This is a genomic window from Marinobacter shengliensis (assembly GCF_030297115.1).
In the GTDB taxonomy this organism is placed as follows: domain Bacteria; phylum Pseudomonadota; class Gammaproteobacteria; order Pseudomonadales; family Oleiphilaceae; genus Marinobacter; species Marinobacter shengliensis.
This window is the reverse complement of the sequence record NZ_AP028062.1, coordinates 3,128,239-3,154,263: the sequence shown is the minus strand read 5'-3', so window position 1 is coordinate 3,154,263 and position 26,025 is coordinate 3,128,239. Positions and strand designations below refer to the sequence as shown.

The 26,025-nt window shown below is 58.4% G+C and carries 25 protein-coding genes; 10 read left to right on the top strand and 15 right to left on the bottom strand.

The window, feature by feature from the left end:
* Window positions 1-63 precede the first annotated feature (63 nt).
* Window positions 64-1,164 (bottom strand): Leu/Phe/Val dehydrogenase, encoded by a 1,101-nt coding sequence (locus QUE75_RS14380; RefSeq protein WP_058092167.1) that lies wholly within the window; start codon window positions 1,162-1,164, stop codon window positions 64-66.
* Window positions 1,165-1,229: 65 nt separating this feature from the next.
* The gene (locus QUE75_RS14375; RefSeq protein WP_396631662.1) at window positions 1,230-4,733 is read right to left on the bottom strand and encodes an indolepyruvate ferredoxin oxidoreductase family protein; all 3,504 of its coding nucleotides are present in this window, start codon (window positions 4,731-4,733) and stop codon (window positions 1,230-1,232) included.
* Window positions 4,734-5,035: 302 nt separating this feature from the next.
* Between QUE75_RS14375 and QUE75_RS14370 the strand changes: the two genes are divergently transcribed.
* The 3 genes from QUE75_RS14370 (at window position 5,036) to QUE75_RS14360 (ending at window position 7,503) form a co-directional block, all read left to right on the top strand.
* Window positions 5,036-5,782: an AzlC family ABC transporter permease gene (locus QUE75_RS14370; protein ID WP_061333081.1), complete on the top strand. Its 747-nt coding sequence runs from the start codon at window positions 5,036-5,038 to the stop codon at window positions 5,780-5,782.
* Window positions 5,772-6,083, top strand: coding sequence for an AzlD family protein (locus tag QUE75_RS14365; RefSeq protein ID WP_061333082.1), 312 nt, complete (start codon window positions 5,772-5,774; stop codon window positions 6,081-6,083). Before QUE75_RS14370 ends, QUE75_RS14365 begins: the two co-directional genes overlap by 11 nt.
* An 85-nt stretch (window positions 6,084-6,168) precedes the next feature.
* Window positions 6,169-7,503, top strand: coding sequence for a hypothetical protein (locus QUE75_RS14360; RefSeq protein WP_286251197.1), 1,335 nt, complete (start codon window positions 6,169-6,171; stop codon window positions 7,501-7,503).
* Between the two features lie 192 nt (window positions 7,504-7,695).
* Here QUE75_RS14360 and QUE75_RS14355 read toward each other — a convergent pair whose 3' ends face one another.
* From QUE75_RS14355 to QUE75_RS14340, 4 genes are all read right to left on the bottom strand, one after another.
* Window positions 7,696-8,466, bottom strand: a complete 771-nt coding sequence (locus QUE75_RS14355) for a DUF3750 domain-containing protein (protein ID WP_286251195.1) — start codon at window positions 8,464-8,466, stop codon at window positions 7,696-7,698.
* Window positions 8,467-8,560: 94 nt separating this feature from the next.
* Window positions 8,561-9,229: a hypothetical protein gene (locus tag QUE75_RS14350; RefSeq protein WP_061333085.1), complete on the bottom strand. Its 669-nt coding sequence runs from the start codon at window positions 9,227-9,229 to the stop codon at window positions 8,561-8,563.
* 48 nt (window positions 9,230-9,277) lie between these two features.
* Complete coding sequence (locus tag QUE75_RS14345; RefSeq protein ID WP_286251193.1) at window positions 9,278-10,444, bottom strand: GNAT family N-acetyltransferase; 1,167 nt, start codon at window positions 10,442-10,444, stop codon at window positions 9,278-9,280.
* Window positions 10,445-10,503: 59 nt separating this feature from the next.
* On the bottom strand, window positions 10,504-10,881 hold the full coding sequence (locus tag QUE75_RS14340; RefSeq protein ID WP_138437119.1) for a hypothetical protein: 378 nt from the start codon (window positions 10,879-10,881) through the stop codon (window positions 10,504-10,506).
* Window positions 10,882-11,062: 181 nt separating this feature from the next.
* On the opposite strand from QUE75_RS14340, the gene QUE75_RS14335 reads away from it, so the two are divergent.
* Window positions 11,063-11,752 carry a response regulator transcription factor gene (locus QUE75_RS14335; RefSeq protein WP_286251189.1) on the top strand — a complete coding sequence of 230 codons (690 nt, stop codon included), beginning with the start codon at window positions 11,063-11,065 and terminating at the stop codon, window positions 11,750-11,752.
* Window positions 11,749-13,065 (top strand): sensor histidine kinase, encoded by a 1,317-nt coding sequence (locus QUE75_RS14330; RefSeq protein WP_286251187.1) that lies wholly within the window; start codon window positions 11,749-11,751, stop codon window positions 13,063-13,065. The genes QUE75_RS14335 and QUE75_RS14330 overlap by 4 nt, the downstream gene beginning before the upstream one ends.
* Here the strand turns inward: QUE75_RS14330 and QUE75_RS14325 are convergent.
* Window positions 13,042-13,236: a hypothetical protein gene (locus tag QUE75_RS14325; RefSeq protein ID WP_061333089.1), complete on the bottom strand. Its 195-nt coding sequence runs from the start codon at window positions 13,234-13,236 to the stop codon at window positions 13,042-13,044. The genes QUE75_RS14330 and QUE75_RS14325 overlap by 24 nt on opposite strands.
* Before the next feature lie 10 nt (window positions 13,237-13,246).
* On the opposite strand from QUE75_RS14325, the gene QUE75_RS14320 reads away from it, so the two are divergent.
* The 4 genes from QUE75_RS14320 (at window position 13,247) to QUE75_RS14305 (ending at window position 16,124) form a co-directional block, all read left to right on the top strand.
* Complete coding sequence (locus QUE75_RS14320; protein ID WP_061333090.1) at window positions 13,247-13,852, top strand: YigZ family protein; 606 nt, start codon at window positions 13,247-13,249, stop codon at window positions 13,850-13,852.
* Window positions 13,853-13,925: 73 nt separating this feature from the next.
* Window positions 13,926-14,453 carry a DUF4136 domain-containing protein gene (locus tag QUE75_RS14315; RefSeq protein ID WP_061333091.1) on the top strand — a complete coding sequence of 176 codons (528 nt, stop codon included), beginning with the start codon at window positions 13,926-13,928 and terminating at the stop codon, window positions 14,451-14,453.
* Between the two features lie 21 nt (window positions 14,454-14,474).
* Complete coding sequence (locus tag QUE75_RS14310) at window positions 14,475-14,834, top strand: translation initiation factor Sui1 (protein ID WP_061333092.1); 360 nt, start codon at window positions 14,475-14,477, stop codon at window positions 14,832-14,834.
* Window positions 14,835-14,870: 36 nt separating this feature from the next.
* Window positions 14,871-16,124 carry a D-amino acid dehydrogenase gene (locus tag QUE75_RS14305; RefSeq protein WP_072676618.1) on the top strand — a complete coding sequence of 418 codons (1,254 nt, stop codon included), beginning with the start codon at window positions 14,871-14,873 and terminating at the stop codon, window positions 16,122-16,124.
* A gap of 63 nt (window positions 16,125-16,187) precedes the next feature.
* Here QUE75_RS14305 and QUE75_RS14300 read toward each other — a convergent pair whose 3' ends face one another.
* From QUE75_RS14300 to QUE75_RS14265, 8 genes are read right to left on the bottom strand one after another with little or no spacing between them, the layout of a single operon-like run.
* Window positions 16,188-17,834: a fatty acid--CoA ligase gene (locus tag QUE75_RS14300; RefSeq protein WP_286251180.1), complete on the bottom strand. Its 1,647-nt coding sequence runs from the start codon at window positions 17,832-17,834 to the stop codon at window positions 16,188-16,190.
* A 46-nt stretch (window positions 17,835-17,880) separates the two neighbouring features.
* On the bottom strand, window positions 17,881-18,300 hold the full coding sequence (gene mnhG / locus QUE75_RS14295; protein WP_072676620.1) for a monovalent cation/H(+) antiporter subunit G: 420 nt from the start codon (window positions 18,298-18,300) through the stop codon (window positions 17,881-17,883).
* Window positions 18,293-18,565 carry a monovalent cation/H+ antiporter complex subunit F gene (locus QUE75_RS14290; protein WP_058092151.1) on the bottom strand — a complete coding sequence of 91 codons (273 nt, stop codon included), beginning with the start codon at window positions 18,563-18,565 and terminating at the stop codon, window positions 18,293-18,295. The genes mnhG and QUE75_RS14290 overlap by 8 nt, the downstream gene beginning before the upstream one ends.
* 11 nt (window positions 18,566-18,576) lie before the next feature.
* Window positions 18,577-19,050, bottom strand: coding sequence for a Na+/H+ antiporter subunit E (locus QUE75_RS14285; RefSeq protein WP_061333096.1), 474 nt, complete (start codon window positions 19,048-19,050; stop codon window positions 18,577-18,579).
* Entirely contained in the window at window positions 19,047-20,561 is a 1,515-nt protein-coding gene (locus QUE75_RS14280) for a Na+/H+ antiporter subunit D (RefSeq protein WP_072676621.1), read from the bottom strand. Before QUE75_RS14280 ends, QUE75_RS14285 begins: the two co-directional genes overlap by 4 nt.
* Window positions 20,558-20,905, bottom strand: a complete 348-nt coding sequence (locus QUE75_RS14275; RefSeq protein WP_058092148.1) for a Na+/H+ antiporter subunit C — start codon at window positions 20,903-20,905, stop codon at window positions 20,558-20,560. Before QUE75_RS14275 ends, QUE75_RS14280 begins: the two co-directional genes overlap by 4 nt.
* 34 nt (window positions 20,906-20,939) lie before the next feature.
* Entirely contained in the window at window positions 20,940-21,365 is a 426-nt protein-coding gene (locus tag QUE75_RS14270; RefSeq protein WP_061333098.1) for a Na+/H+ antiporter subunit B, read from the bottom strand.
* A complete protein-coding gene (locus QUE75_RS14265) occupies window positions 21,362-23,665 on the bottom strand; it encodes a putative monovalent cation/H+ antiporter subunit A (RefSeq protein ID WP_061333099.1) in 2,304 nt (767 codons plus the stop codon). Before QUE75_RS14265 ends, QUE75_RS14270 begins: the two co-directional genes overlap by 4 nt.
* A 269-nt stretch (window positions 23,666-23,934) precedes the next feature.
* Here QUE75_RS14265 and QUE75_RS14260 point away from each other — a divergent pair, with 269 nt between their 5' ends.
* Entirely contained in the window at window positions 23,935-25,989 is a 2,055-nt protein-coding gene (locus QUE75_RS14260; protein WP_286251174.1) for an NADPH-dependent 2,4-dienoyl-CoA reductase, read from the top strand.
* Window positions 25,990-26,025 lie beyond the last annotated feature (36 nt).

The following is a 26,025-nucleotide window of genomic DNA, read 5'->3' as shown; positions in this document are numbered from 1 at the left end:
TTCAGGGGTTAAAAGGGGAGCCGCAGAACCCTGCGGCCCCCAAGGGGAAGCACCGGTGTCAGGTCACCCGGCGCAAGCCAGCCGCCTGGGCGCCAGCCCAGCACCCGCGGCGTGCTTTCTGAAGCGCTCTTCTGCCAGTTCATTGGCGATCTCACCGGTGGGGAGCCCGGTGCGATCAGAGCGCTGGAATATTTCCGACAGGGTGTCACCGATGGTGTCTACGTGGGCGCGGATTTGCTCGGGTGAGCCTCCGGTGCGTTCGTAGAATACATCGATGATGCCGCCGGCGTTGATGGCGAAATCCGGAGCGTAGAGGATGCCCCGGTGTTTGAGGGCCGCATCATGTTCGGGGCGGTCCAGGAGATTGTTCGCGGCGCCGGCCACGATGGCCGCCCGGATGGCCGGAATGCTCTGGTCGTTCAGCACTGCACCCATGGCGCAGGGGGCTACAACATCCACCGGCAGGCTCAGGATGTCATCGGAGCCAACGGGCGTTGCACCAAACTCGTCCACTGCGCGCTTGAGGTTATCGGCGTGAATGTCGGTGACCCACAGTTCTGCACCGGCCTCTTTCAGGTAGCGGGCCAGGCGGAAGCCAACATTGCCAATGCCCTGGATGGCCACCTTCAGGCCGGTCAGATTATCCGTGCCGAGCTTGTGCTTTACGGCTGCTTTAAGGCCAATAAAGGTGCCGTAGGCGGTTACCGGCGAAGGGTCGCCCGTGCTGGGCTGGCCGTCAAACCCGGTGCGGGTGGTTACGCCGGCCACGTGCCGGGTATGGCGGCCCATCACTTTCAGGTCTGGCACGCTGGTGCCGGAGTCTTCAGCGGCGATGTACTGGCCGCCGAGGCTTTCCAGGTGCCTGCCCATGGCTTCGAGCAGGGCTTCGGTCTTGTGCTTTCGCGGGTCGCCGATGATGACCGACTTGCCGCCGCCCAGGTCGAGATTGGCCAGGGCCGATTTATAGGTCATCCCCCGGGACAGTCGCAACACGTCCCGCAACGCTTCCTCATCGCTTGCGTAGGGGAACATTCGGCAACCGCCGAGTGCTGCACCCCGTGACGTATTGTGGATGGCAATGATGCCCTTCAGGCCGGTTTCGGCGTCGCAGACAAAAGACAGGTGTTCGTGGTGATCGAACTCCGGATGGCTGAATACGTTCATGGCGTTTCACCTCTGTTCCGTGGCCAGCCGCTACCCTTGTGGGGCCTGCGGCGGCTGTTTCTGTTTTAGACCGCCGCGTTGGCGATTTGTTGGTGTGCCCGTTCACCGGGGTTCAGTTCAGCCCGGTACTGCGCCCGTTCTTTTCGGGTGGCATGATAGGCCGCTTCTTTGACCGGGCCGTAACCGCGGACCTTCGCGGGCAGGCTGGCCAGGTTTCGCGCGGCATCGGCGTGGTCTTTGCTCAGGTGTTTGAGCAGGAAGGCGACATCGGCCTCGTATTCCCGGATGATCTTGCGCTCCAGGCGGCGGTCCGCGGTGTATCCGAAAGGGTCCAGGGGCGTGCCTCGCAGGCTTCGGGCTTTCGCCAGCCAGGCGAACGCGGTTTCCATCCAGGGGCCGAAAGTGTGTTTCTTCGGGCGTTCGCCATTTTTGCTCCGGCTGAGCAGGGGCGGTGCCAGATTGAATTCCAGCTCAATGTCGCCCTCGAACTGCTCCTCCAGCTGCTTGCGCAGGCTGCCATTGCTGAACAGTCGCGCTACTTCGTACTCGTCTTTGTAGGCCAGTACCTTGGCGTAGTTGTCGGCGATGGCCCGGAACAGCAGTGGGTCCCGGCCAAGTTTCTGGGAGATGGTGTGTTCCGCCTGGCGCACCAGCCTTTCATAACGCTTGGCCAGGGCAGTGTTCTGGTACTCGCTCAGGTGTTCCATGTTGCGTTTGATCAGTTGATCCGTGGTTTCCATTACCTGCACAGGTGTGCCTTTGGGTTTCGGGAAGGCCAGGGCCATCACCCGCCCAAGATCGTGGGCAGCTCGCCGGCCCCACAGAAAGGCCTGTTTGTTTTTGTCGACCGCCACGTTGTTAAGCTCAATGGCCCGCTCTATAGCTGCGGCACTCAACGGCAGCAACCCCTGTTGCCAGGCGAAGCCGACGGTGAACAGGTTGACCGCCATGCCGTCACCCATTAGAGCTTTGGCAAGGTCGCCGGCGTTGAGGAACCAGCTGCCATCGGGCCGGCAGGCTTCCTTGACGGTCTGCTCCATGGATTCACCGGGGAACTGGATGTCCGGGTCTCGGGTAAAGGCGGCGGGCATGGCCTGCTCGGTATTGACCACCGCCCGTGAGAAACGATTATCCAGTTTGGCCAGGGCATCGTCGGTGGCGGCGACCATCAGATCAAAGGCAATCATCAGGTCGGCCTCGCCGGCGGGAATCCGCACGGCATGGATGTTGTCTTGCCGGTCACTGATGCGGATATGGCTGACGACAGCGCCGAACTTCTGGGCCAGGCCAGCCTGGTCCAGCACTGAGACGCCTTTGCCCTCAAGGTGGGCTGCCATGCCCAGCAGGGCACTGACGGTCACCACGCCGGTGCCGCCGACGCCGGTCAGCAGAATACCGTAAGGATTATTGCCGGTGACCGGCGTGGGTTCCGGAAGCTCAGGGAAGTCCACGTCTGAGCTGACGCCGGCTGGCTTCTTCAGTTTGCCGCCTTTGACGGTGACAAAGCTCGGGCAGAAACCGCGCACGCAGGAGAAGTCCTTGTTGCAGGAGGACTGGTCAATGGTGCGTTTGCGCCCGGCGTCTGTGTCTTTAGGCAGAATCGACAGGCAGTTGGACTGGATACCGCAATCACCGCAGCCTTCGCACACGTCCGAGTGAATCATCACGCGCTGGTTTGGGTCTTCCATGGTGCCGCGCTTGCGGCGTCGGCGCTTTTCGGCCGCGCAGGTCTGGTCGTAGATGATCACCGAACAGCCTTCGATCTCACGCATTTCCCGTTGCAGGGCGTCCAGGTCGTCCCGGTGATGGAAGGTGGTGCGGTCCGCGAAATCGGCCCGCGACGGGTATTTGTCGATATCGTCGCTGACCACCGCGATACGTCGCACGCCCTCACCATACAGCTGATGGCTGATCTGCTGCACCGTCAGGGTGCCATCCACCGGCTGGCCGCCGGTCATGGCCACGGCGTCGTTGTAGAGAATCTTGTAGGTGATGTTGGCACCGGAGGCGATGGCCGCGCGAATGGCCAGTACGCCTGAGTGAAAGTAGGTGCCGTCGCCCAGATTCTGGAACACGTGTTTCTGGTTGGTAAACGGTGCCTGGCCAAGCCAGGTGACGCCTTCACCACCCATCTGCGTGAAGGTGTCGGTACCCCGTTCCATCCAGGTCGCCATGTAGTGACAGCCAATGCCGCCGAGGGCGCGGCTTCCTTCCGGTACCCGGGTGGAGGTGTTGTGGGGGCAGCCAGAGCAGAAGTGCGGGGTCCGCTCCAGACGCTCCCGGGGTTGCGCCAGACTGTTTTCTTTCTCGGTCAGGAAACCGAGACGCTGTTGCAGTTTGTCGTTGCAATAACGGCCATCCAGGCGGGAGGCGATGGCCCTTGCCACCATGGCCGGTGTCAGTTCAGCGATGGTCGGTAGCAGGTCGTTACCCTGGTCGTCCCGCTTGCCGATGACGTTGGGGCGTCGGCCATCCTGCCAGGTGTAAAGCTGGGTCTTGATCTGTTCTTCAATCAATCCCCGTTTTTCCTCGACTACCAGAATTTCCTCCAGCCCTGAGGCAAACTCAAAAATACCCTCGGGTTCCAGGGGCCAGGGCATGGCGACCTTGTACACGGCCAGCCCGATGGCTTCACGTTCCTCATCGCCCAGGCCGAGGTCCGCCAGCGCCTGGATCACATCCAGGTAGGCTTTGCCGGTGGTGACGATGCCCAGTCGGGGCCGTTCAACCGAAAGCACCGTGCGGTCCAGGCGGTTGGCCCGGCAAAAGGCCTTGGCGGCTTCCAGCTTATGGCGGTGCAGTCGTTCCTCCTGCGCCATGGGTTTGTCTGGCCAGCGGGAGTTCAGGCCACCTTCCGGCATGGGAAACTGTGTGGGAATGCGGATGTTGATCCGGCTGAGATCCAGGTTGGCAGAAATGGACGAATCCATGTTTTCGGCCAGGGCTTTGAAGCCAATCCAGCAGCCGCTAAACCGCGACATGGCCCAGCCGTAGAGGCCCAGATCCAGAATGTCCTGAATGCCGGCGGGGTTGAGCACCGGCATACCCGCATCCAGAAACGCATAATCACTTTGATGGGGCAGGGTGGAAGATTTGCAGGCATGGTCGTCGCCAGCGACGGCCAGTACCCCACCAAATCGGGAGGTGCCCGCCGCGTTAGCGTGCTTGAACACATCACCGGTGCGGTCCACACCCGGGCCTTTGCCATACCAGAGGGCAAACACGCCGTCGTAACGGGCACCTTCAAAGATGTTGACCTGCTGGCTGCCCCAGACAGCGGTGGCGCCAAGGTCTTCATTCACCCCGGGTAAAAAATGGATGTTGTTTTCTTTGAGGTGGTCCCGGGCTTTCCACAGAACCTTGTCAAAACCGCCAAGGGGAGATCCGCGATAGCCAGAGATAAAGCCTGCGGTGTTCAGGTTGTTCTTGCGGTCGAGTTGGGCTTGGAGCAGGGGAAGTCTCGCCAGGGCCTGGCTGCCGTTCATGTAGACCGAACCGGCATCTTTTTCCCAGACATCGTCAAGGCTGACGGGACGCAGCCCCTTTGGGGAGCGTAAAAGATCAGACATGTTGAAATCCTCTCCCACCTGGCCGGATCGCGGCGGTAGGTTTGTCTTGTTTTTGTAATCCCGGCTTTTGGCCGGATGTTCGATTTCATCAGTCCTGCCCGGTGGATTGGCCGGGTTGCCCTTTTGGGGCTGGACGAAAACAAACTAGAATAAGTTTACGTTCACGTCAACAAGGGCGGGGCGACCGAGTTCGCAAAAGTGTGATTTGTTCATATAACTGATTGAGCAAAATAGGAAAAATAATTCCGGGCTAGCGGTTATTACCTATTCGCGTTTTGGCGGTTCCGGCTTAGTTTCTCGTAATGTCTGCCAGTTTATATCCTTACCAATTTCAGCCGCACAGGGTGCGAGCTGAGTTTTTTCGTTTACTTCCCATCTCATTGTTCGTGGTGGCGTTTGGTGCTGCCTTTGGCCTGGCGGCCATCCAGAAGGGCTTGTCGCCCCTTGAATCCATCCTGATGAGCACCACCGTGTTCGCCGGTGCGTCCCAGTTCGCCGCGGTGGACATGTGGGGCACCGAAGTCTCGGTGCTGCCAATGATTGCCGTGGTGTTTGCCATCAACTCCCGGCACCTGCTGATGGGCGCTTCTTTGTACCCCATGCTCAAAGACGTCTCGCCGGGCAAGCGCTACGGACTATTGCTGTTGCTGACAGACGCCAACTGGGCGGTCTCGGCGCAGGAGTATCAGAGTGGGCGGCGCAATCTTGAGGTGATCCTGGGTGGTGGGCTGGTGCTTTGGCTGGCCTGGATGATCGGTACCGGGTTGGGTGTGTACTTCGGTGGCCTGCTACAGAACCCCAGAGCACTGGGCCTGGATATGGTACTGGGCTGCTTTCTGTTGGCCATGGCCCTCGGTGGCAAGAAATCGCCGCGTATTCTCGTGGCTTGGCTGGTGGCAGGTGCTGCTTCGCTGGCGGCGTGGAAATGGCTGCCGCCCAATATGCACGTTGTGGTGGGTGCACTGGCTGGTGGTGTGATCGGACTGTTCTGGCTGGAACCCGGAGCCCAGAGCCGGGAAGATAACCTGGAGGTCCGGCATGGCGATTGAAACCACAACCCTGGGTGTTCTGGCGTTGATCGCCATCATGGCAGTGGTGACCCTCGTAACCCGCTTCGGCGGGGTGTTCATCATGTCGTTCCTGCGCATCAGCCCGCGGGTTGAGAGTTTCATCAACACCATGGCGAGCTCGGTGCTGATTGCCATTATTGTGCCCATGGCGGTGACTGGCGATCTGGGAGCCCTGGCTGCGCTGGTGACCACCGGCGTTGCCATGCTGGCCATCCGCAAACCCCTGCCGGCCATTACTCTGGGCCTCCTGGCTGCCGCGTTGGTGCGGTATCTCAACTAAGTCTCTGATTCTGGCTGGTTAAAAACTGCTCAAGTTTTCCGGTGATGTGCCGATACCCTGACAGGTCAGTTGAGGTACGAACACCATGATTTCATCCAGTCAGATTTCCCTGTTTCAGAACAGCACCCGCCAGGTGCAGGCTATGGACAGTAGCCAGTTGCGCATTACCCAGCAGAACGAGGGTTTGCCCCAACAGGGATTGCAGGCCGGCGCCACTGAGTTGTCTTTGTTCCGACAGGCGGCCTACCGTTATAGCAGCCAGGAACAGCTGGCGTTCAGCAGTGCCAGCCAGGTGAGTGGGGATAATCGCACGGCCTCGTTTACCAGTGCCGAGCTGATCGAAAAATCCGCCGACCTGTTCCTGCTCGGCCAGCAGGCATTGACCGTCAGCCGGGCGGCTCTGGGCGGAGAGGCCGTGGGGGAATCCCAGGGCAGCCTGTCGGTGACTGCCGGCCGCTATATGTTCTACTCGGAAAGCGAGAGTCGTAGCTTTGCATCCACCGGCAGCATCACCCTGCAAAACGGCGAAACCATTGACTTTACCCTATCACTTCGACAATCACAGTCACGCACCTACGAATACTCCGAACTGATCCAGATTCAGGAACGCCCGCTGACTGACCCGCTGGTGATCAACTTCGGCGCTTCCACCGCGCGGTTGACCGACACGTTGTTCGAATTTGACATGAACGGCGACGGCCAGACCAGCCAGTTTGCCAGCCTGGGTGCTGGCAGCGGTTACCTGGTGTTTGACCGCAATGGCAACGGCAAGGTAGACGACGGCTCCGAGCTGTTTGGTCCCCAAACCGGTTCCGGTTTCAGCGAACTCGCCAAGTATGACGACGACGGCAACCGCTGGATTGACGCCAACGACGAAGTGTTCAAATCCCTGTCGGTGTGGGTGCAAACTGCTGATGGCGGCCAGGCCTTGCGGTCATTGGAGGCAGTGGGCGTTCAGGCTCTCTACGTTGGCAGCGTTGAGGATCAGTTTACTCTCACCAACCCGCAGGGCGTTCCCCTGGGCCAGATCAAGGCTTCTGGCATTTACCTGACCACAGGTGGTGAGGTGCGTACCCTGGAGGAACTGGACCTGGCGGAGCAGAACACCGAATCTGCGCCGGCAGAGAACACCTTCCTTGGTGTACGCGGTGGCAACGAAGCTGCCAATGGCAACGGAAACTCTAATGGTAACGGGCCGGTAAGCGCCCGTATCGAAGCAATCCAGAATGCACTGGAGAAGCTGAACGAAATTCGCAAGAAGCAGCAGGACTTTATCGAGGCTTCTCAATCGCAGGGCAAGAAAAAGTCCCCGCTGGATGATTACCTGAAGGTGATCGACCGGTTGCGCCTGGAATTGCTGAATTCTCAGGACGAGAAAAAACAGGCGGCCAGTCGGTATTTGGAGTTTGCCAGGCTCTGACTTTGAGCTTGGGAGTTAGAGCTGGTCGGGTGGACCTTCCCAAAAAACGCTGTGAATACGTCCGTGTACGCTTGGCTCCGCCATCCCTGGCTCCGCACATTTTTGGGAAGGTCCACCCGACCAGCTCTTTCAAACTTCGGCGTGGTCTGCTTTAGTCGGGGAGGCTTACCCGCTCCCCGGCCGTCTCCCAAACTAAGGCGCAGCCTCCGGCATAGGATTGGTATTACGCAGAGCCAGCTCACCAATCCCAGGTAATTTGATGCCGAGCGCCAAGGGATTAACACCCAGCGACAATCCCAGAATGTTCAGCTCCACACCCTCCCGGACGCCCGCCAGAACACCAACATAGCCTCCCAGCGAAAGCTGGTAACCGGCACCACCGGGTGTTGTTGCCCCCACACGGCTGCCCAGATAGTCCTTGCCGATGGCATGATTGGGTAACGCCACGTTCAGCCCCGGTGTTTCCCGGATAACCCAGGCCACGAAGGTGTTGCTGTTCGGGCCGGGCCAGGCCTCGTATTCGTTAATGTACGGGTATGACTGCACCGCCTCGTAGATGTCGGGAATCAGTGCCTTGGCCTCATCGCCCCGAATATCGGCATACAACTCTGGCCGGGCGCCGAACCAGTGGCGATCTGGATCGTCCGGGCGGGAGCTGACTACGTGCTGGCGCCAGCCAATGACCTCATGCACCTTGTAGTGATCGGCGCCTTCCTCTTTGGTGGCCACCCAGGTGTGTACCGCGAAATAGCCGCGCCAGCTCCAGGCCCGGGCGCCGTATACCTGAACGATGGCTTCGTGAGTGTCTACCGCCGCCGGTGCTATACCAGCGCTGTCACGGCTGGCGGTTTGCCAGGCATTTCGTTCTGGCTGGGTGCCGGTGGCTGCCAGCAGCAGGGGGCCGGAAAACAGCAACAGCAGTGCGCCCAGAAACCAGCCAGAGTACTTCAATAGTCGTGTCATTGGCGTGTCCGTCTTGGGGAGGTTTCACAGACTGTACCCGGGCAAATAAGTTCCGGATCACCCTTGGTCAAAGCAATATAACCCGGGTCGCACTCTATGAGTTACGGATACTTCTTTCACGGATGGTTGATGCGAGCTGGTTGATCAGGTCCCGGGCATCGCCTTCGTGCAGGCTGTGGCATTTGTCCTGCAACACCCGTCGGTCATGGCTGGACGAGGTGTTGGAGACATCTTTCAGCAGGTCAAGATGCTGGCAGGCTGCCAGGTGTGCCTTGATTTCGGTATCAATTAGTCGGGTGGCGAGCCCGTCGACCACGTCGCTGCAGAATGGGCGATTTCTGTTCAGAAGATTCCGGGCTTCGAGGGCCGCATGGCGGGCTTCCAGCCTCAATTCCCCCGATGCCTCACCGGCTTCAACGGCCCTGAGGAACATGCCCAGGCGCTCGTACAGGTGCCACACCTGTGGCCAGAGTTTGTCATAGGCTTCTTTTTCAGTGCGGTACCGGGCTTCGTCAAACAAAGAGGACATGTGTGGTGATGAACCGGACTCGCCCGTGCGGTTGAACTGCGCTACCCGAAACTCGTCGACCTCCCGCCAGAGGGTGTCGGCCCGCTCACGCAGGGTTGTTAACTCCTCCCGGTGCCGACGCCGGGCGCTGGCGGTAAACAGGATGGAGCCCAAGGCAAGCAGTATGGCTGCAGCCGAGAGCAGTAACGGCAGATGATCTGATGAGAGAAAAGTGCCCAGTTGGCCAGTGTCCATGGCGTTCGACCTCCGTCGAATTCCCGTACTGAGGTTACAGTATAGAGGCTAATCCGGCTCCTGCTGTCGGAATGGCAGGGCGGATTGCGCGTCGTTAAAGTAACTTATCACATGCTCTGCTTCTTCGTGTGTGAAGCTTTGGATAGCCTCTCGAAACCCCGGGTGCAGGATGCCGTGCCAGGAATGAGTAATGATGGGTTCAAAGCCCCGCACCAGTTTGTGTTCTCCCTGTGCGCCCGCATCGAAGTGCTGGAGCCCGAGTGTCAGGGCGAGTTCAATGCCCTGGTAGTAGCAGGTTTCGAAATGCAGGTGGTTGTATTCTTCCAGGCAGCCCCAGTAACGGCCATACAGGGTGGTGTCGCTGTCCAGGAACAGGGCGCCGGCAATCAGCTGGCCTTCGCGAACCGCCATGATCAGGTGCAGGTGTTCTGGCATGGTCTCCCGCAATTGCTCGAAGAACAGCTTGTTCAGGTAGGGTGGGCGGCCGCGCTTGAGGTAGGTGGCCCGGTAGAACACGTAGAAGGCCGACAGTACCTGATCTGAAATATCCTGCCCGTGAAAATGCTGGAAGTGGATGCCCTGCTCGGCCACTTGCCGGCGTTCTTTGCGAATGGATTTACGCTTGCGGGAGGTGAGCGCCGCGAGGAAATCGTCAAATCCTTCATAGCCGTGGTTGTGCCAGTGAAACTGGCATCCGATGCGGTGCAGTTCGTCCTCATGCTGTAACAGAGCCTGGTCTGCGGTGTCCGGGAACAGCAGGTGCCAGGAATGCGCGCCAAGTTGTTCGGTCAGGTCGGTCAGAAGCGAGTCGAGCAGTGCCGGCGTGAGCTGCCCGCGGAAGCCTTCCTCCAACAAGAATCGGGGGCCCTGGGAGGGGGTGAACGGCACGGCGATCAGGAGTTTGGGGTAATAGGGCAGGTTGTAGCGTTGGTAGGCTTCCGCCCAACTGAAGTCAAAAACATATTCGCCCATGGAGTGGCTTTTCAGGTAAGCCGGGGCGAGACCGCAAATTTTACCGTCAACGCGAAATACCAGATGGCTGGGTGTCCAGCCGGTTTCGGTGCGGGTGCAGCCTGAGCGTTCCAGTGCCTGAAAGAATTCATGGCGCAGGAAGGGGTTGTCGCACCCGGCCAGCCGTTGCCAGTCCCGCTCCGGGATATCGGCAATGCTGGCGCAGGTGCTTAGTGTGATTTCAGGAACAGCGGGTTCGGTCATGGGGTCGGATCAAGCTTGTTTAGGTGACCCTATACCATACGACAGAACCCCGCTGGTGATCACTCCTCGGTGTTGGCGCAGTGCTTTTCCATTTTTTCCTGCCAGTTACCACGGCGATTCTGATGCTTTTCCTGGCGTTCCTGGTGGATTTCGTCCCAGATCTGCCGCTGTTCTTCGTTCAGTTTCAGGCGGTCGGCCATGTCTGCTCGGTGCTCCTGCATCTTTTGCTGGCGCATTTCTCGCTTTTCCTGGTACTTCTCCCGCATTTCTTCACTGAATGGGCCTTTGCCCTCGCGGAAGTTTTCACACATTTCTTGTTTATCCCATTTTCCGGCTTTGTGCTTGTTGCCGTGATGTTCCGCCATGGCTATGGGGCTGGCGGCAAACAGTGTGGCCATCAGTACACCAGCGGTTAGCAGAGATGATTTAGCTTTCATAACGATTACCTCTAGGGTTCGGTTGTGCCTGTCAGGCGTTATCGGATGACTGCCATGGTACGCCGTGCCAAGTCAGATGGTGTCAGGGCGTTGTAAAGGTTCGGTAAAGAAAAAACGTGGTAGATCAGAACCCTCTGGCGGCCGTGCTAGACTGTGGCCGTATAACAGACGAGAGAGCAGCATGCAGAACCGGGTATTGTTGATCGAAGACGATGACGAGCTGAGAGAACTGCTGGCCAGATACCTGACCAATCAGGGATTCACGGTACGGGAAGCGGCCAATGGCCGGGATGGCCTGGCCCTGGCGTTGGGGCAGGATTGCGATATTGTGGTTCTGGATATCATGTTGCCAGACATCAATGGCCTGGATGTGCTGCGCGAACTTCGTGGGCAAACCCACCTGCCGGTGATTCTGCTGACCGCCCGGGGCGACGAGACCGACCGTATTGTCGGTTTTGAGGTGGGCGCCGATGATTACATCCCGAAACCCTGCAATCCCCGCGAGCTGGTTGCCCGCCTGCAGGCGCTGCTTCGCCGCATCGCCTGGGACCAGAAATCCGATGTGGACGCCAACCGCACCTACGGGGACCTGCGGGTGGAGCCCGGCCAACGGCGAATATATCAGGATGATGCGCCCCTGGAACTGACAGCGACCGAATACGAGGTGCTTCAGGTGTTGCTGGCCCACGCCGGCAGTGTGGTGCGCAAAACCGACCTGATGCAGTGGGCCCTTGGCCGCAGGCTGGAAGCCTACGATCGTACTCTGGACATGCACATCAGCAACCTGCGCAAGAAGCTCGGCAATGATGATCCTCCTCGAATCGAAACCATACGAGGCCTGGGTTACAGCTACCGGGTGCCTGCTGTATGAAGCGCTTTATGTTCCCCTTGTTCTGGCGTATTTTCCTGTCAATCTGGCTCGCCATGGCGGTTACCGTGGTGGCCAGCAATCTCGCAACCCGGTATCTGCTGGACCGGGAACGCCAGGCCATTGAGCGCCAGGTAGGATTGCATGAGCTGGCCCGGGAAGCCCTGGCCCTGCGCTTGGGAGAAGATCGCGGGGCGATGTGGCGTTTTCTGAGAGCCGAAGGCGAACGCCTTGACCTGCACCTGATGCTGATCGAAAAAGAAGAGGGACATCACCGGTTGCCACGCCAGATTCGGGAACGCATCCAGTCGGGCTGGTATCCCAACAAGCCTGCGGTCATCACTCTGGACGAAGGCTATCAACTGGTTGCCTGGCCGCGTATGGGCAGTGATGGCTGGCTAGACCCTAAATTCTTCCGCTTTGTCGAGCTTGGACTGGCTTTTGTGCTGATCTCTCTGGCTTGTTGGTGGATTGCCCGATTCGTTTCCAGGCCTTTGCGCCACATGGAGTCGACGGCAAAGGCAATCGCGGATGGCGACACCCAGTTGCGGGTTCCAAACCGGATTGCCCGCCGCCGGGACGAAGTCGGTCAGCTGGCCAGTGCTTTTAACGCCATGACCGATCGGCTGTGTCAGTTACTGGAACGCCAGAACCACCTGCTGCGTGATATTTCCCATGACCTGAGAACGCCGCTGGCGCGACAGAGGGTTGCCATTGAACTTGCCAGTGACGGCGGTGCCGACCCCGCACTCATGGACAGCATCCTGCGCCAGAACGAGCGGCTGGAAACCATGACCGGACAAATTCTGACCCTTTACCGGGTGTCCGAGAACGGTGGCTCGATGGAACGTGAGCCGGTGAAACCTCTGGCGCTGATGAACCGGGTGCTGCGGGATGCGGCCGATTACGCCGAACACCGTGGGGTGGACTGTAAACTCACCGCAGCTGACGACACCAGAGCGGTGTCGGTGCTTGGGGATTCGGGGTTATTGCAGCGAGCTTTGGATAACGTATTACAGAATGCGCTGGACCACACGCCACCGGGGAAATCCGTGCACGCATCATTAGCGTTGGTGGATGGCAGCATACAGCTGGATATTGCCGATGATGGCCCCGGCGCACCAGACGAGTTATTGCAACAGTTGTTCGAGCCGTTTTTCCGGGCTGATAAATCCCGGGGCGGTAAGGGGTGGGGATTGGGGCTGGCCATTGCCCGGGACATTGTCAACGCTCACGATGGCGCAATCTCGGCCCGGAACCGTTCCGAGGGTGGCCTGCAGGTGACCATCCGGCTACCCGTTTTTATCGGTGGTTGACTGCCTTTTGGCAGGTTTTGGCTCACCTTCGGGTTTAAGGCGTTCAGCGGCTGAGAAGTCGATGCCTTCTAGCAGCTCGTCCTCATCAAAGCGAATGCCGCAGGCCGCCTTGCGTATTTTTGCCGGGGCAGCGGTGCCAGGACTGTTTTGATCGTTATCTTCGGAGGTCATAGGTTGCTCCATGAGTAAAGATTACCCTGTACCCTCAGGATACCTTGAGCGAGAAACGGAAGTGAAGAAGAGCCGCTTCATCGCCCGGGTGTATCCGGTAAGCTCCCGTGATGAGGTCAGGGAACACGTTGCCCGTGCCCACCGGGACTACCCGGACGCCCGTCATGTGTGCTGGGCCTACCAGATTGGCCGGCCCGGTTCGGCGGCCGAAGCCGCCATGAATGACGATGGCGAACCCTCTGGTACTGCCGGCAAGCCCATCCTGAACGTGGTCCAGCACAAGGACATGGGGGACGTACTGGTGATCGTTGTCCGCTACTTCGGGGGCATCAAGCTGGGTGCGGGCGGTTTGGTTCGCGCCTACGCCGGCGCGGCAGAGAGCGTGTTATCGGAGGTGGGCCGGACCATACAGCAGATCCGGGTGCAGGCAGAGGTGGTTCTGGGTTTTGCAGACGAACAGCCACTTCGGCACTGGTGTGAAGGCCATGAAGGCCACATTGAATCGATTCAGTACAGTAACCGGGTCAATGCGCTGGTGTCGGTACCTGAAGCCCGTGCGACAGAGTTCGCTGCGTTCTGCGATGCGCAAAAGCTGGATTACCGTTTGGAAACCTGAACCGGGTGGCAAACTGAAAGTGCCCGGTCGGGCGTATACTGGACCATATGAGTGTTTAACGCAGGAGAAGACCATGCGAATGTTTATCATAGCGGTGATGGCCGCATTTATCACCGGCTGCGCCAGCAACGTGGTTACCGACTACAACTCGGCGACAGTGTTCGGAAACTTCACCAGTTGGGCATATGCACCGGGACAACAGGATTCCGGCTTCACGTCGCTGGATGACAGTCGGGTTCGTGCCGCGATAGAGCGCGAAATGACCCGCAAAGCAATGAAGCGGGTTCCTGATACGGAGGCTGACCTGCTGGTTACCTGGCAGATCGTTCCGGAAGAGCGCCTGGAGCAAGTGGGTGTAGGGCTTGGCTTCGGTTTCGGAAGAGGCAACTTTGGCTGGGGCGTATCGGCTCCGCCACCGGTTCGGGAAATCACCGAGGGCAAGCTGGTTGTCGAACTGGCTGATAGACGTTCCTCAGAGGTGGTTTGGCGTGCTGCGAGCCGCCGTTACCTGAACGAAAACCAGTCACCGGAAACCCGGCGCAAGTTGATTGACGAGGTTGTCTCGGAAATGTTTTCCAAATACCCTCCCGGCCTGAACTGATCAACAGGCAGAGGCTGGTGTATGGGAATGAAAAAGCGGGAAGGCGGCCTGGTTTTCTCCACAGAGCAGGGGCGCATGTGCCCGGAGTGTCGGAACCCGGTCGCTGATTGTACCTGCGGGCAGCCGGAACGGCCGTCGGGTGACGGCGTTGTTCGGGTCAGCCGGGAAACCAAAGGGCGGAAAGGTAAGGGGGTCACCCTGATCACTGGTATCCCGATGGATGACAAAGACCTGAAGGCCTACGCCAAAGTGCTAAAAGCCAAATGCGGCACAGGTGGTACAGTGAAGGACGGTGTGGTGGAAATTCAGGGAGACCAACGGGATATTCTCGTGCCCTTGCTTCAGCAGAAAGGATGGACGGTAAAAAAATCCGGAGGCTGAGGTTTCACTACAGACAACGATTCAGAGGAGGCGCGCATGCATGTACTGGTTCTAGGGGCCGGTGTCGTAGGAGTTACCTCGGCCTGGTATCTGCACCAGCAGGGCCATCAGGTAACGGTAGTCGACCGCCAGAGCCAGTCAGGCCTGGAAACCAGTTATGCCAACGGTGGCCAGATTTCTGTGTCTCATGCCGAGCCCTGGGCCAATCCCTCGGCGCCTGTCAAGGTACTGAAGTGGCTGTTTCAGCCGGATGCGCCTCTGTTATTCCGCCCCCGACTGGATCCCTACCAATGGCGCTGGGCCTTGTCTTTCCTGACCCAGTGCACCTCAGCCAAGGCAGCCCATAACATTCGCCAGATGGTTAATTTGGGCACCTATAGCCGGGACTGCCTGCAGGCACTGCGCAGAGATGTGGGTATCGAATACGACCACCTCGAGAAAGGTATCCTTCATTTCTACACCAACCCTGCAGAGTTTGATGCGGCCATGGAGCCAGCCCGGATCATGCGTGAGCTTGGCTGTGACCGACAGGTGATCGATGCGGAGCAGGCGGTGCAGATTGAACCAGCATTACAGCCAGTGCGCCATCGAATTGCCGGAGCCACATACACTGCCGATGATGAAAGTGGTGATGCCCGGGCCTTCACCCAGGCGTTGGCAAAGCGTTGTGAGGAGGCCGGCGTAACGTTTGTGTACGGGACCGAGGTGCTGGATTTTGATCGCGCCGGTGACCGTATTCTGGGCGTGCAGGTCGTTAACGAAGGCAAACACCAGATCCTTCGCGCGGACAGCTATGTGCTGAGTCTCGGCAGCTTCAGTGCCATCCTGGCCCGCAAACTGGGGCTATTCCTGAACATTTACCCCGCCAAGGGCTACTCAATCACCGTGCCGGTCAAGAACCCGGACGCGGCGTTCAATGTCAGTTTGACCGATGACGAGTACAAACTGGTCTATTCGCGACTGGGGGACAGGATACGGGTGGCTGGTACGGCTGAACTCAATGGCTATACCCGGGATCTGAACTACACTCGGTGCCGGGCTATCGTGCGAAGATCAGCGGAACTGATGCCGGAAGCCGCATACTGGGACAAGTCCGAGTTCTGGACTGGCCTGCGGCCAGCAACGCCTTCGAACGTGCCCTATATCGGGAAAAGCCATTTTGCCAACCTGTACCTGAACACGGGCCATGGCACCCTGGGCTGGACTCACTCCTGTGGTTCCGCAGCGGCATTGGCAGACATTGTGGCAGGGCGTAAACCCGAGGTTGACTTCACGTTCTCCGGGCTCTGATCTCCGGGCACAAAAGAGCCGGCGACTGCATGGCAGTGGCCGGCTTTTTTAGATCGGAGGTGGTCAGTCCTTGAGCTGGTCTCGAATCAACTTCTTGTTGATTTTGCCAACACTGGTCTTGGGGATATCCTCCACGAAATCAATTTGCTCCGGGATTGCCCATTTGTTGATCTCGCCGCTCTCCACGAACTGTTTCAGGTGGCTCTGGATGTCCTCGACGCCGGCCTGCTCACCGGGTTTGAGTGTCACCAGGGCATGCGGCCGCTCGCCCCATTTCTCATCGGGCACGCCAACCACAGCGGCACCCGCAACGGCCGGGTGCTGGCTGATCAGGTTCTCAAGGTCCAGAGAGGAAAGCCACTCGCCACCGGTCTTGATGACATCCTTGATGCGATCCTTGATGGTCAGCGTGTTGTCTGGCTCCATACTCGCCACGTCACCGGTGTGCAACCAGCCGCCTTCCCAGAGTTCCTCGCCCTTGTCAGCCTGCTTGAAATAGCTCTGGGTCAGCCACGGTGCCCGGGCAACCACTTCGCCCTTGGCTTCGCCATCGTGGGCAACCGGGTTGCCATCCGGGTCGACAATATCCAGGTCAACCAACGGTACGGCAATGCCGGTTTTCACCCGGATAGCCGTTTGCTGCTCAAGCGGTAGCTCCAGATCTTCCGGCTTCATGTGGGTGGCGCTCAGCAGCGGGCAGGTTTCCGACATGCCGTAGCCGGTGAACATCTTGATGCCCAGTTTGGCGCCAGCGTCACACAGGCCTTTGGTCAGGGCGCTGCCGCCAATGAGTACATGCCAGTTGCTGAGGTCGGCCGTTTTGATGGACTCGGTGGCCATCATCATCTGCATAATGGTGGGCACGCAGTGCGAGAAAGACACTTTGTGCGTTTTCAGCAGGTCAACCAACAGTTCTGGCTCGTAGCGGCCCGGGTAAACCTGCTTGATGCCCATCATCGTGGCTGCGTAGGGCACACCCCAGGCGTGAACATGGAACATGGGGGTGACCGGCATATACACGGAGGATGAACGCAGCAGCGGCATTTCATCGAAGTGAGCGATGGTGCCGGTCATGGCCAGTGTGTGCAGTACCAACTGCCGGTGGCTGAAATACACGCCTTTGGGGTTGCCGGTGGTGCCCGTGGTGTAGAACGTGGTGGCCACGCTGTTTTCGTCAAAGTCCGGGAAATCGAACTGATTGTCGGCTTTGGCCAGCAAGGCCTCGTATTCGCCGTGGGTATCGACAGACGTTGCTTTGGCACCGTCACTGTCGGTCAGTTGAATCCAGGTTTTGACGGTTTTGATTTCGTCTTTGACGCCTTCGATGATCGGCATAAAGTCGTCATGTACCAGCACCACATCGTCTTCCGCGTGGTTCATGGTGTAAACAATCTGTTCCGGTGACAGGCGCACATTAACCGTGTGCAGAATGGCACCGATCATCGGAATCGCGAAGAAACATTCCAGGTACCGTGGGGTATCCCAGTCCATGACGGCAACGGTGTCGCCGGGCTTTACGCCCGCGTCTGTCAGGGCGTTGGCGAGTTTGTGGATGCGCTCTACCAGGTCGGTATAGGTGTACTTGCTGCGGTTGGCGTAAACGATTTCCTGGTCCGGGTTATAGCGGGGGCCAGACAGCAGAAGCCGTTTGATCAGAAGGGGGTACTGATAAGCGTTGTCGGCCGCGGGGAGAATGCGGGTTTGTGCCATGGTCTACACCTCTTCGACGTCTTGTTGGATGGTTGTTCTTGTTTGTTCAGTCTTCGTCATCCTCGCTGCGCTTTTCGTGCTTGGGCGGGATCACGCTTTCCGGAGCGGGTTCAAAGCCGCTGTACAGCTTGTGGGTTTTGTCGTCGTAGTTATCTTTGAGTTCATCCTTCACTGTGCCTTCCCAAAGTGGTGTGCCCAGGAAGTAGCCTGCCCGGCCAATCACATGGGCAGCAATCGGCGCGGTGATCAGGATAAAAATCACAATCGCGAACGCCCGTGTAAACACCACCACATCCGCGAAATACACCGCCACACCGGCCATGGTCATCATGGCACCCATGGCACCGGCCTTTGTCGACGCGTGCATTCGGGTGGGCAGGTCCGGAAGCCGGAGGATGCCCACAGAAGCCAGAATCATGAAGCTGGCACCCGTCAGGAGCAATATGGCAACTATCAGTTCACTCACTTTTGGGTCCTCCTCGCTCCAGGAACCGGGCAAAACCAACGGCCGTCAGGAACGCTGTCAGGGCAATAACAATGGCAACATCCAGAAGGCTGGGCACGCCGGTATCGATGGCGTGCACCCCTACGTAACCGACCACGATAGAGGCGATCAGTTCCAGAGAAACCACCCTGTCGGGCAATGATGGCCCTTTAATCAACCGGATAAACCCGAACAGAAGGGCCACCGACAGCATGAAATAGACAATATTGATAACAACATCCAGCACGTTTGGGCTCCTCAGCGCATGATCTTGAGAATCCGGAACTCAAGTTCCTTGAGATCCTTGCGCAACTGCTCCTCGTCCTGCAGGAACATGGCGTGAATATAGAGCACTCGCCGATCATCGGAGACGTCCAGGCTCAGGGTGCCGGGGGTCAGCGAGATAAAACTGCTCAGGAACATGATTTCCGCGTCGGTGTGTGCTTCCATCTCAAAGGCAATGACGCCGGGCTTCATGTACCAGACGGGGGTGGCTACGTCGTACGCCACCCGGAAGTTGGCCTTGACCAGCTCCTTGATGAAAAACAGGGAAAAGGAAATCAGTCTCGGTAGTCGCCGGGAATAACCCTTCAGCGCGGGAACATGCTTCTGCAGCACCATCAACGCCAGGTAACCGAAGAACAGGCCCGCAAACAGATTCCAGGCGGTGAACGAACCGCTCAGGGCTACCCAGGCCAGTGCCAGGCAAACGTTCCAGAAAAATCCGATCATGGCTGATCACCTCCCAACACCGCTTCGATGTAGAGCTGCGGGTTCATCAGCTGCTCGGCAGACATCTCTGCCAGCTCATAGATTGGCTGGCCATACAGGCCGATAATCAGGGTGCAGATGGCCAGGCCAACCATTGGCAGATAGTAGGCCCAGGCGTGTTTTTCGTTCAGCTTGCCCTTGAGCTCTTCGGTATTCCTGACGTGGTCTGGTACCTTCTTCCAGAACACCTCCGCCCAGATCTTGATCATTGAGTAGAGCGTCAACAGGCCAACCAGCAGGGCCACAAAGGTGACCAGGTAGGCTTCTGCCTCCAGTGCGGCGCGAATCACCACAAACTTGGCAAAGAAACCTGACAGCGGTGGAATGCCCGCCAGAGAGAGGGCCGGGATCAGGAACAGCACCGCTAGCAGCGGGCGGTACTTGTAAACACCGCCCAGGTCTTTCAGTTCATAGCTGCCCAGCAGGCGATAGGTAAAGCCGCTGACCAGGAACAGGTTCGTCTTCACAATGATGTGGTGCATGATGTAGAACACACCGCCGATGATGGCCAGCGGGGTGAACAAGGCCAGGCCCAGCATCATGTAGCCAATCTGGCTGACGATGTGGAACGACAGGATGCGTCGGAATTCGAACTGTGCTGCTGCGCCCAGAACACCGGTCAGCATGGTCAGGGTGGCGGCCCAAAGCAGGATGTTGTGGGTGTACTCGACATCCTGGGTGAAAACGAGGGTGAACATCCGGAACAGGGCATACACCCCCACCTTGGTGAGCAGGCCGGCAAACAGCGCTGAAACCGCTACCTGGGGTGTGTGGTAAGACGCTGGCAGCCAGAAAAACAGCGGGAACGCCGCCGCTTTTACGCCAAACGACACCATGAACATCATGGCAACCACCGTTAGCATACCGGTGTCTTCCACCTGTCCAATTTTCTGCGCGATGTCCGCCATGTTCAAGGTACCCACCATGCCGTAGAGCAGGCCCACCGCAGACAGGAAAATCGCAGAGGAGAACAGGTTGAGGGTGACGTACTTGATGGCCCCTTCCATTTGCGCTCGCTCACCGCCAAGGGTCAGCAGGGCGAAGGAGGCCAGCAGCATGACCTCAAACCAGACAAACAAGTTAAAGATATCGCCGGTCAGGAAAGAGCCAGCCACGCCGGCCAGCAACAGGTGCATCAGCGGGTAGTAGCCAAACTTTTCATGGCCCCGGGGCGTGGACGCCAGCGAGTAGATAGCGATGGCCAGGCCGATAATCCCGGTCAGTACGATCATGATGGCGGCTAGAACATCGGCCACAAACACAATACTGAACGGTGCCGGCCAACTGCCCATTTCCATGGTCACAAAGCCCTGGTCGGTGGTGGACATCAGTAGCCAGATGCCACTCCACAGCAACAGGATATTGGCCAGCACACCCAGAATGCGCTGATAGCGAATCGACCGCCACAGTGCCAGCGACAGGGCGCCAGCCGTCAGGGGAATAAATACAGGAAGAATGATTTCCGGGCTCAAGTGTCCGTATCCTTCATCTGGTCCAGGTCATCGGTTCCAACCACTTCGTAAGCTCGGCGGATAAGAACCACGGCGAAGGCCAACACACCAAAGGCAATCACGATTGCAGTCAGGATCAGGGCCTGGGGCAACGGATCTGCAATCATGCCTGCCGGGGCGCTGGCGCCTTCCGCAATCAGCGGCGGCGCGCCACGGGTCATGCCGGACACAACAAAGATCAGCAGGTTGGCGGCATTACTGAGTATCATCAAACCGATAACCAGTTTGACGATGGACCGCCTGAGCATCATGTAAAAGGCCGCAGTGAACATGATGCCCACTACGTACGCCATCAGGCTCTCCATAGAGATCCTCCGGAATTCTGCTCTGGGAAAAAGATCATTCTTCGGACTCCATCAGGCCAACCACAAAGGTCATGATGGTGCCAAGAACGGCAAGATAGACGCCAATGTCAAAAATCAGCGGTGTGGACAGCTTCAGGTAGGCTTCACCGGGCAGCGGTAAGTCCCACCAGTGGGCTGTCAGCATGGGTTGGCCTGAGAAAAATGCTGGTAGTGTGGATGCCAGCCCCATCAGCAGGCCGGCGGCCAGCAGGTCTCTCGGGCCAACCCGAAGAAGCCGACGGGTGGCTTCCGCGCCAAAGGCAAAGGCATAGAGCACAAACGCGCCAGAGGCAACCAGCCCACCAATGAACCCGCCACCGGGCTCATCGTGACCACGGAAAAGCAGGAAAATCGAGAACATCAGTTGCAGCGGCATGATTAGCAAGGCCGCGGTATGCAGAATCATGGTGTTGGATTTCATGGCTTGTGCTGATCCTCCGCTTTCAGTTTCAGCATGGAGAACACGCCCAGGGCAGCCAGTGCCAGCACGAAGATCTCACCCAAGGTGTCCAGTGCCCGGAAGTCCACCAGAATTACGTTCACAATGTTCCGGCCATAGGCCAGGGGGGCACTGTTCTCAACGTAATAGGAGGAGATGGATTCGAAGTACTGAATGTCCAGCACCGCCAGAATCATCAGGGTGATAACAACGCCACCGAAGATTGCCACCGCCAGATCCCGATAACGCTGGAAAGGTGTAGACAGGTTGACGAACTCCGGAAGCTTGAACAGAACCAGAACCAGCAGGATCACTGTCAGGGTTTCCACCAGTAGCTGGGTGATGCCCAGGTCCGGTGCGCTGAACAGGATGAACGTGAGTGCTACGCCAAAGCCCAGAACCCCCATGGACGCCACGGAGCCCAGGCGGGAATGGGTGCCGCTGGCAAACGCCGCAGACGCGACCAGCAAGAGCGCAATGCCCCATTCATAAAAGTGGCTGTCGGCCAGGTTAAGTGTGAAATGCACGCCATACTGGTCCAGCATGGTGTAGCCCGCCAGACCAAAGGTAACGGCAACCATAACCAGCATGTAGATGCCCAGTACACCGTTCTGCAGCATCCGGGTCTGCCAACTTGCCACTACGGTAATCCATTCCATGAACTTGAAGTAGCCCGCCTCCGGGCCGACACGACCGCCTGCGTAGTTAATGGCGTATAGTGTTGGCTGAATGCGCGGCCAGGCCTTGAACAGCAACAGGCCAACGACCAGGCTGGCTGCGGAGAGCATCAGCGGTGCGTTAATGCCATGCCAGAGGGCCAGGTAGAAATCCACCGGGCTGCCATATACCGAGGCAACCGCAGCGGTCAGCAGGGCATTCTCCGGGATGAAGGGCAGCAGGCCGAAAACCAGTGCGATAATGGTCAGCACCGCTGGGCCGATGAGCATGCCAAACGGTGCCTCGTGAGGCGTTTTCGGCGTATCTCCCTTGGCGCCAAAGAAGGGTTTGATAGCAACCAGACCCGCTACGCCAACGATCAGCATGGCAGAGGCAACCGTCACGAAGAGCAGCACACCACTCCAGACCGGCGCGTCAATCAGCGCTTCGAGCATCAACTCTTTGGCAATAAAGCCGAACAGTGGAGGCAGGCCTGCGAGGGACAGGGCTGCGAAGGCGGCAATAGTCGCTGTCGCGGGCATGGATTTGCGCAAGCCACCCATCAGCGTGATGTCTTTGGTGCCGGTTTCATGATCCAGGGCACCGGCGAGCATGAACAGCGCGCCTTTATATAGGGAGTGGGCCACCAGGAAACAGATAAAGGCGGTCATGGCCAGTTCTGTGCCAACACCGATCAGCATGGTCAGGGTGCCAAGGGCCATCACGGTTGAGTAGGCCAGAATCTTCTTGATGCCGGTACTGCCAAACGCGAGCCAGGCACCGGTAAACATGGTGGCAGCGCCGAAGCCCATCAGCATCAGGCTCCACAGCTCACCTTCACCCAGTGAGGGGTTCAGCCGGGCCATCAAATAAACGCCGGCCTTGACCATGGTGGCGGAGTGCAGGAAAGCGGAGACCGGAGTCGGCGCCGCCATGGCGTTTGGCAGCCAGAAATGGAAGGGCACCTGCGCCGACTTGGTAAAGGTGCCCGCGAGTATGCAAAGCACGGCACCCGTGTAGAAAACATGCTGATGCAGCGGCTCACTGGATGCCAGGATTTCCGCGAGGGAGTAGCTGCCAGTCATTATGGCCAGCATGATCAGCCCGGCCATCAGCGCCAGGCCGCCGGCCACTGTCACAAACAGACCCTGCAATGCACACTTTCGGGCATCCAGATCTTCGTGGTTGAAGCCAATCAGCATGTAAGACGTGATGCTGGTCAGCTCCCAGAACACAAACAAGGTAATCAGGTTGTCCGAGAGCACAAGCCCGAGCATCGATGCCATGAACGACAGCATGATCACATAGAAGCGGGCCAGATACTTGTGACCGGCAAGGTAAGAACCGGCATAGATCAGAATAAACGTACCGATACCGCTGATCAGTAAGGCAAACGTCAGCGAGAGGCCATCAACAAGAAAGTTCAGGGAGATATCGAGGCCTGGCAGCCACTGATACTCCAGCAGCACCGGCCCATCCTGAACCTGAGAAAGAAAGGTGCTGAAGTAAACCGCAAGGCTTGCCGGCAAAAGTGCCAGCACCCACCCAATGTATTTGCCCGCAACCCGGTGTAGGAAAGGGGCGGCAATTGCCAGCAAAAAGCCGGATAACACAGCTAACAGCATGTGCGTCAAAGCTCCATTTGGGCACCGCGGCGATATGCCGACACCGGGGTGCAGGATATTCATTGATAGGGAATATCTATGGTTTAGCCCTTTATAGGTGCCAGAAAGACTATCTGACAGATTGATCAAAGGCAAGGTAAACCGTGCTCCGCAACCGGTGCCGTCTGACGGTAAATAAAGCAGAAGGTTCCCGCCGGGTAATACCTTGGTCGTAGAGGGTGTGCTAATCTCAGTCAGCGTTCATTCATCACACTCTGGCGACCTGTATCATGACTGCGAATTACCCTAACTTGCTGAAACCGCTCGACCTTGGCTTCACCGAGCTGAAGAATCGTGTGCTTATGGGTTCCATGCACACCGGGTTGGAAGACCGTTTCTGGAATATTCACAAGTTTGCCCGGTATTTTGCTGAACGCGCCGAGGGTGGCGTTGGCCTTATGGTAACGGGAGGCTTTTCGCCGAACCTGGTTGGCCAGCTGGCGCCGTTGGCATCAACGATGAATAACCGGGCAACGGCGCTGTTGCATCGCCATGTGACCGGTGCAGTGCACGAGGCGGGCGGGAAGATCTGCCTCCAGTTACTGCACGCTGGCCGGTATGGTTATCAGCCGTTGATTGTGTCTGCCTCGGCAACCAAGGCGCCGATCAGCCCGTTCAAGGCTCGGGCCCTGTCGACCAAGGGCGTTGAGCGGCAGATCAACGATTTCGTCAACGCCGCCAAGCTGGCCAAATTCGCCGGCTATGACGGCGTTGAAGTGATGGGCTCCGAAGGCTACTTCATCAACCAGTTCCTGTGCGAACGTACCAACAAGCGAACTGACAAGTGGGGCGGGCCCTACGAGAATCGCATGCGCCTGCCGGTGGAGATCGTGCGCCGCATGCGTGAGGCCGTAGGGCCGGAGTTCATCATCATCTACCGGTTGTCCATGCTGGACCTGGTGGAGGGCGGCCAGACCTGGGACCAGATCGTGACGCTGGGCAAAGCCATCGAACAGGCCGGTGCCACCATCATCAATACCGGCATTGGCTGGCACGAGGCCCGGGTTCCCACCATTGTCACTTCGGTGCCCCGCGGTGGCTTTGCCGATGTTACGGCCAAGTTCTACGGCGAGGTGGACATTCCGGTGTGCACCACCAACCGCATCAACACGCCGGAGAAAGGCGAAGAGATCCTTGCCGCCGGCAAGGCCGACATGGTGTCCATGGCTCGCCCGTTACTGGCCGACAGCGAGTTTGTCCGCAAGGCAGAGCAGGGGCGTAGCGATGAAATCAACACCTGTATCGCCTGCAACCAGGCCTGCCTGGACCATGTGTTCCAGGCCAAGCGCGCTTCATGCCTCGTTAATCCCCGGGCCTGTTACGAAACTGAACTGGTGCTTACCGTTGCCCCGGTGGTGAGGCGGGTGGCCGTGGTCGGTGCCGGGCCGGCGGGCCTGGCAGCGGCAACCACCGCCGCCAAACGTGGCCACAAGGTGACCCTGTTCGAAGCCGACAACAAAATTGGTGGCCAGTTTAATTACGCCAAGCGCATACCCGGCAAGGAAGAGTTTTACGAGACCCTGCGCTACTTCCAGCGCCAGATAGAGTTGCTGGAGATTGACCTTAAGCTTGAAAGCCGTGTGGAGGCTTCAGACCTTGTTGAGCAGGGCTTTGACGATGTCGTCGTTGCCACCGGCGTAAAACCCCGGACACCAAAGATTGACGGCATCGACCATCCGAAAGTGCTGGGTTATCTCGACGTGCTTCGCCATAACAAACCGGTGGGCAAGACCGTTGCAGTGATCGGAGCTGGCGGCATCGGCTTTGATGTCAGCGAGTTCCTGACTCACGACTTTGGCAAACAGCCCGAGGGCGAGCAGGTGAGTGTGGCCGACTGGCAGGCCGAGTGGGGTGTGAACCCTGCGTTTGAGGGCCCCGGCGGCCTGGCGGAGCGGGAGGCAACCGCGTCTCCCCGCAAGATTTACCTGATGCAACGCAAAACAGGAAAAGTAGGCGCCGGCCTGGGTAAAACCTCAGGTTGGGTGCACCGCAGCAGCCTGAAGCACCGGGACGTGGAGATGCTCAGAGGATGCCGTTACGACCGCATTGATGACCAGGGGCTGCACATCACCCTGACAGACAAGGATGGCAAATCCGGAGAGAGCAAAGTGTTGCCGGTGGATAACGTGATCATCTGCGCGGGCCAGGAGTCCTATCGGGAGCTTTTTGATCAGCTTACGCAGGGGGGAGTCAAAGCGCACCTGATCGGCGGGGCTGATCTGGCGGAAGAACTGGATGCCAAGCGCGCCATCCGGCAGGGTACCGAAGTGGCTGCCTCTCTTTAGTCAGGCTGACAGGAAACGTCAGCAGGTGACCATAAA

Excerpts from the sequence above, each read along its gene's own strand:
- QUE75_RS14370 (WP_061333081.1), top strand. The coding sequence starts at position 5,036 with ATGTCTGCCAGTTTATATCCTTACCAATTTCAGCCGCACAGGGTGCGA.
- QUE75_RS14365 (WP_061333082.1), top strand. The coding sequence starts at position 5,772 with ATGGCGATTGAAACCACAACCCTGGGTGTTCTGGCGTTGATCGCCATC.
- QUE75_RS14355 (WP_286251195.1), bottom strand. The coding sequence starts at position 8,466 with ATGACACGACTATTGAAGTACTCTGGCTGGTTTCTGGGCGCACTGCTG.
- QUE75_RS14300 (WP_286251180.1), bottom strand. The coding sequence starts at position 17,834 with ATGGCACAAACCCGCATTCTCCCCGCGGCCGACAACGCTTATCAGTAC.
- QUE75_RS14285 (WP_061333096.1), bottom strand. The coding sequence starts at position 19,050 with ATGATCGGATTTTTCTGGAACGTTTGCCTGGCACTGGCCTGGGTAGCC.
- QUE75_RS14275 (WP_058092148.1), bottom strand. The coding sequence starts at position 20,905 with ATGGAGAGCCTGATGGCGTACGTAGTGGGCATCATGTTCACTGCGGCC.
- QUE75_RS14340 (WP_138437119.1), bottom strand. The coding sequence starts at position 10,881 with ATGAAAGCTAAATCATCTCTGCTAACCGCTGGTGTACTGATGGCCACA.
- QUE75_RS14335 (WP_286251189.1), top strand. The coding sequence starts at position 11,063 with ATGCAGAACCGGGTATTGTTGATCGAAGACGATGACGAGCTGAGAGAA.
- QUE75_RS14360 (WP_286251197.1), top strand. The coding sequence starts at position 6,169 with ATGATTTCATCCAGTCAGATTTCCCTGTTTCAGAACAGCACCCGCCAG.
- QUE75_RS14330 (WP_286251187.1), top strand. The coding sequence starts at position 11,749 with ATGAAGCGCTTTATGTTCCCCTTGTTCTGGCGTATTTTCCTGTCAATC.
- QUE75_RS14305 (WP_072676618.1), top strand. The coding sequence starts at position 14,871 with ATGCATGTACTGGTTCTAGGGGCCGGTGTCGTAGGAGTTACCTCGGCC.
- QUE75_RS14265 (WP_061333099.1), bottom strand. The coding sequence starts at position 23,665 with ATGCTGTTAGCTGTGTTATCCGGCTTTTTGCTGGCAATTGCCGCCCCT.
- QUE75_RS14375 (WP_396631662.1), bottom strand. The coding sequence starts at position 4,733 with ATGTCTGATCTTTTACGCTCCCCAAAGGGGCTGCGTCCCGTCAGCCTT.
- QUE75_RS14320 (WP_061333090.1), top strand. The coding sequence starts at position 13,247 with ATGAGTAAAGATTACCCTGTACCCTCAGGATACCTTGAGCGAGAAACG.
- QUE75_RS14260 (WP_286251174.1), top strand. The coding sequence starts at position 23,935 with ATGACTGCGAATTACCCTAACTTGCTGAAACCGCTCGACCTTGGCTTC.
- QUE75_RS14350 (WP_061333085.1), bottom strand. The coding sequence starts at position 9,229 with ATGGACACTGGCCAACTGGGCACTTTTCTCTCATCAGATCATCTGCCG.
- QUE75_RS14380 (WP_058092167.1), bottom strand. The coding sequence starts at position 1,164 with ATGAACGTATTCAGCCATCCGGAGTTCGATCACCACGAACACCTGTCT.
- QUE75_RS14270 (WP_061333098.1), bottom strand. The coding sequence starts at position 21,365 with ATGAAATCCAACACCATGATTCTGCATACCGCGGCCTTGCTAATCATG.
- QUE75_RS14310 (WP_061333092.1), top strand. The coding sequence starts at position 14,475 with ATGGGAATGAAAAAGCGGGAAGGCGGCCTGGTTTTCTCCACAGAGCAG.
- QUE75_RS14345 (WP_286251193.1), bottom strand. The coding sequence starts at position 10,444 with ATGACCGAACCCGCTGTTCCTGAAATCACACTAAGCACCTGCGCCAGC.
- QUE75_RS14315 (WP_061333091.1), top strand. The coding sequence starts at position 13,926 with ATGCGAATGTTTATCATAGCGGTGATGGCCGCATTTATCACCGGCTGC.
- QUE75_RS14325 (WP_061333089.1), bottom strand. The coding sequence starts at position 13,236 with ATGACCTCCGAAGATAACGATCAAAACAGTCCTGGCACCGCTGCCCCG.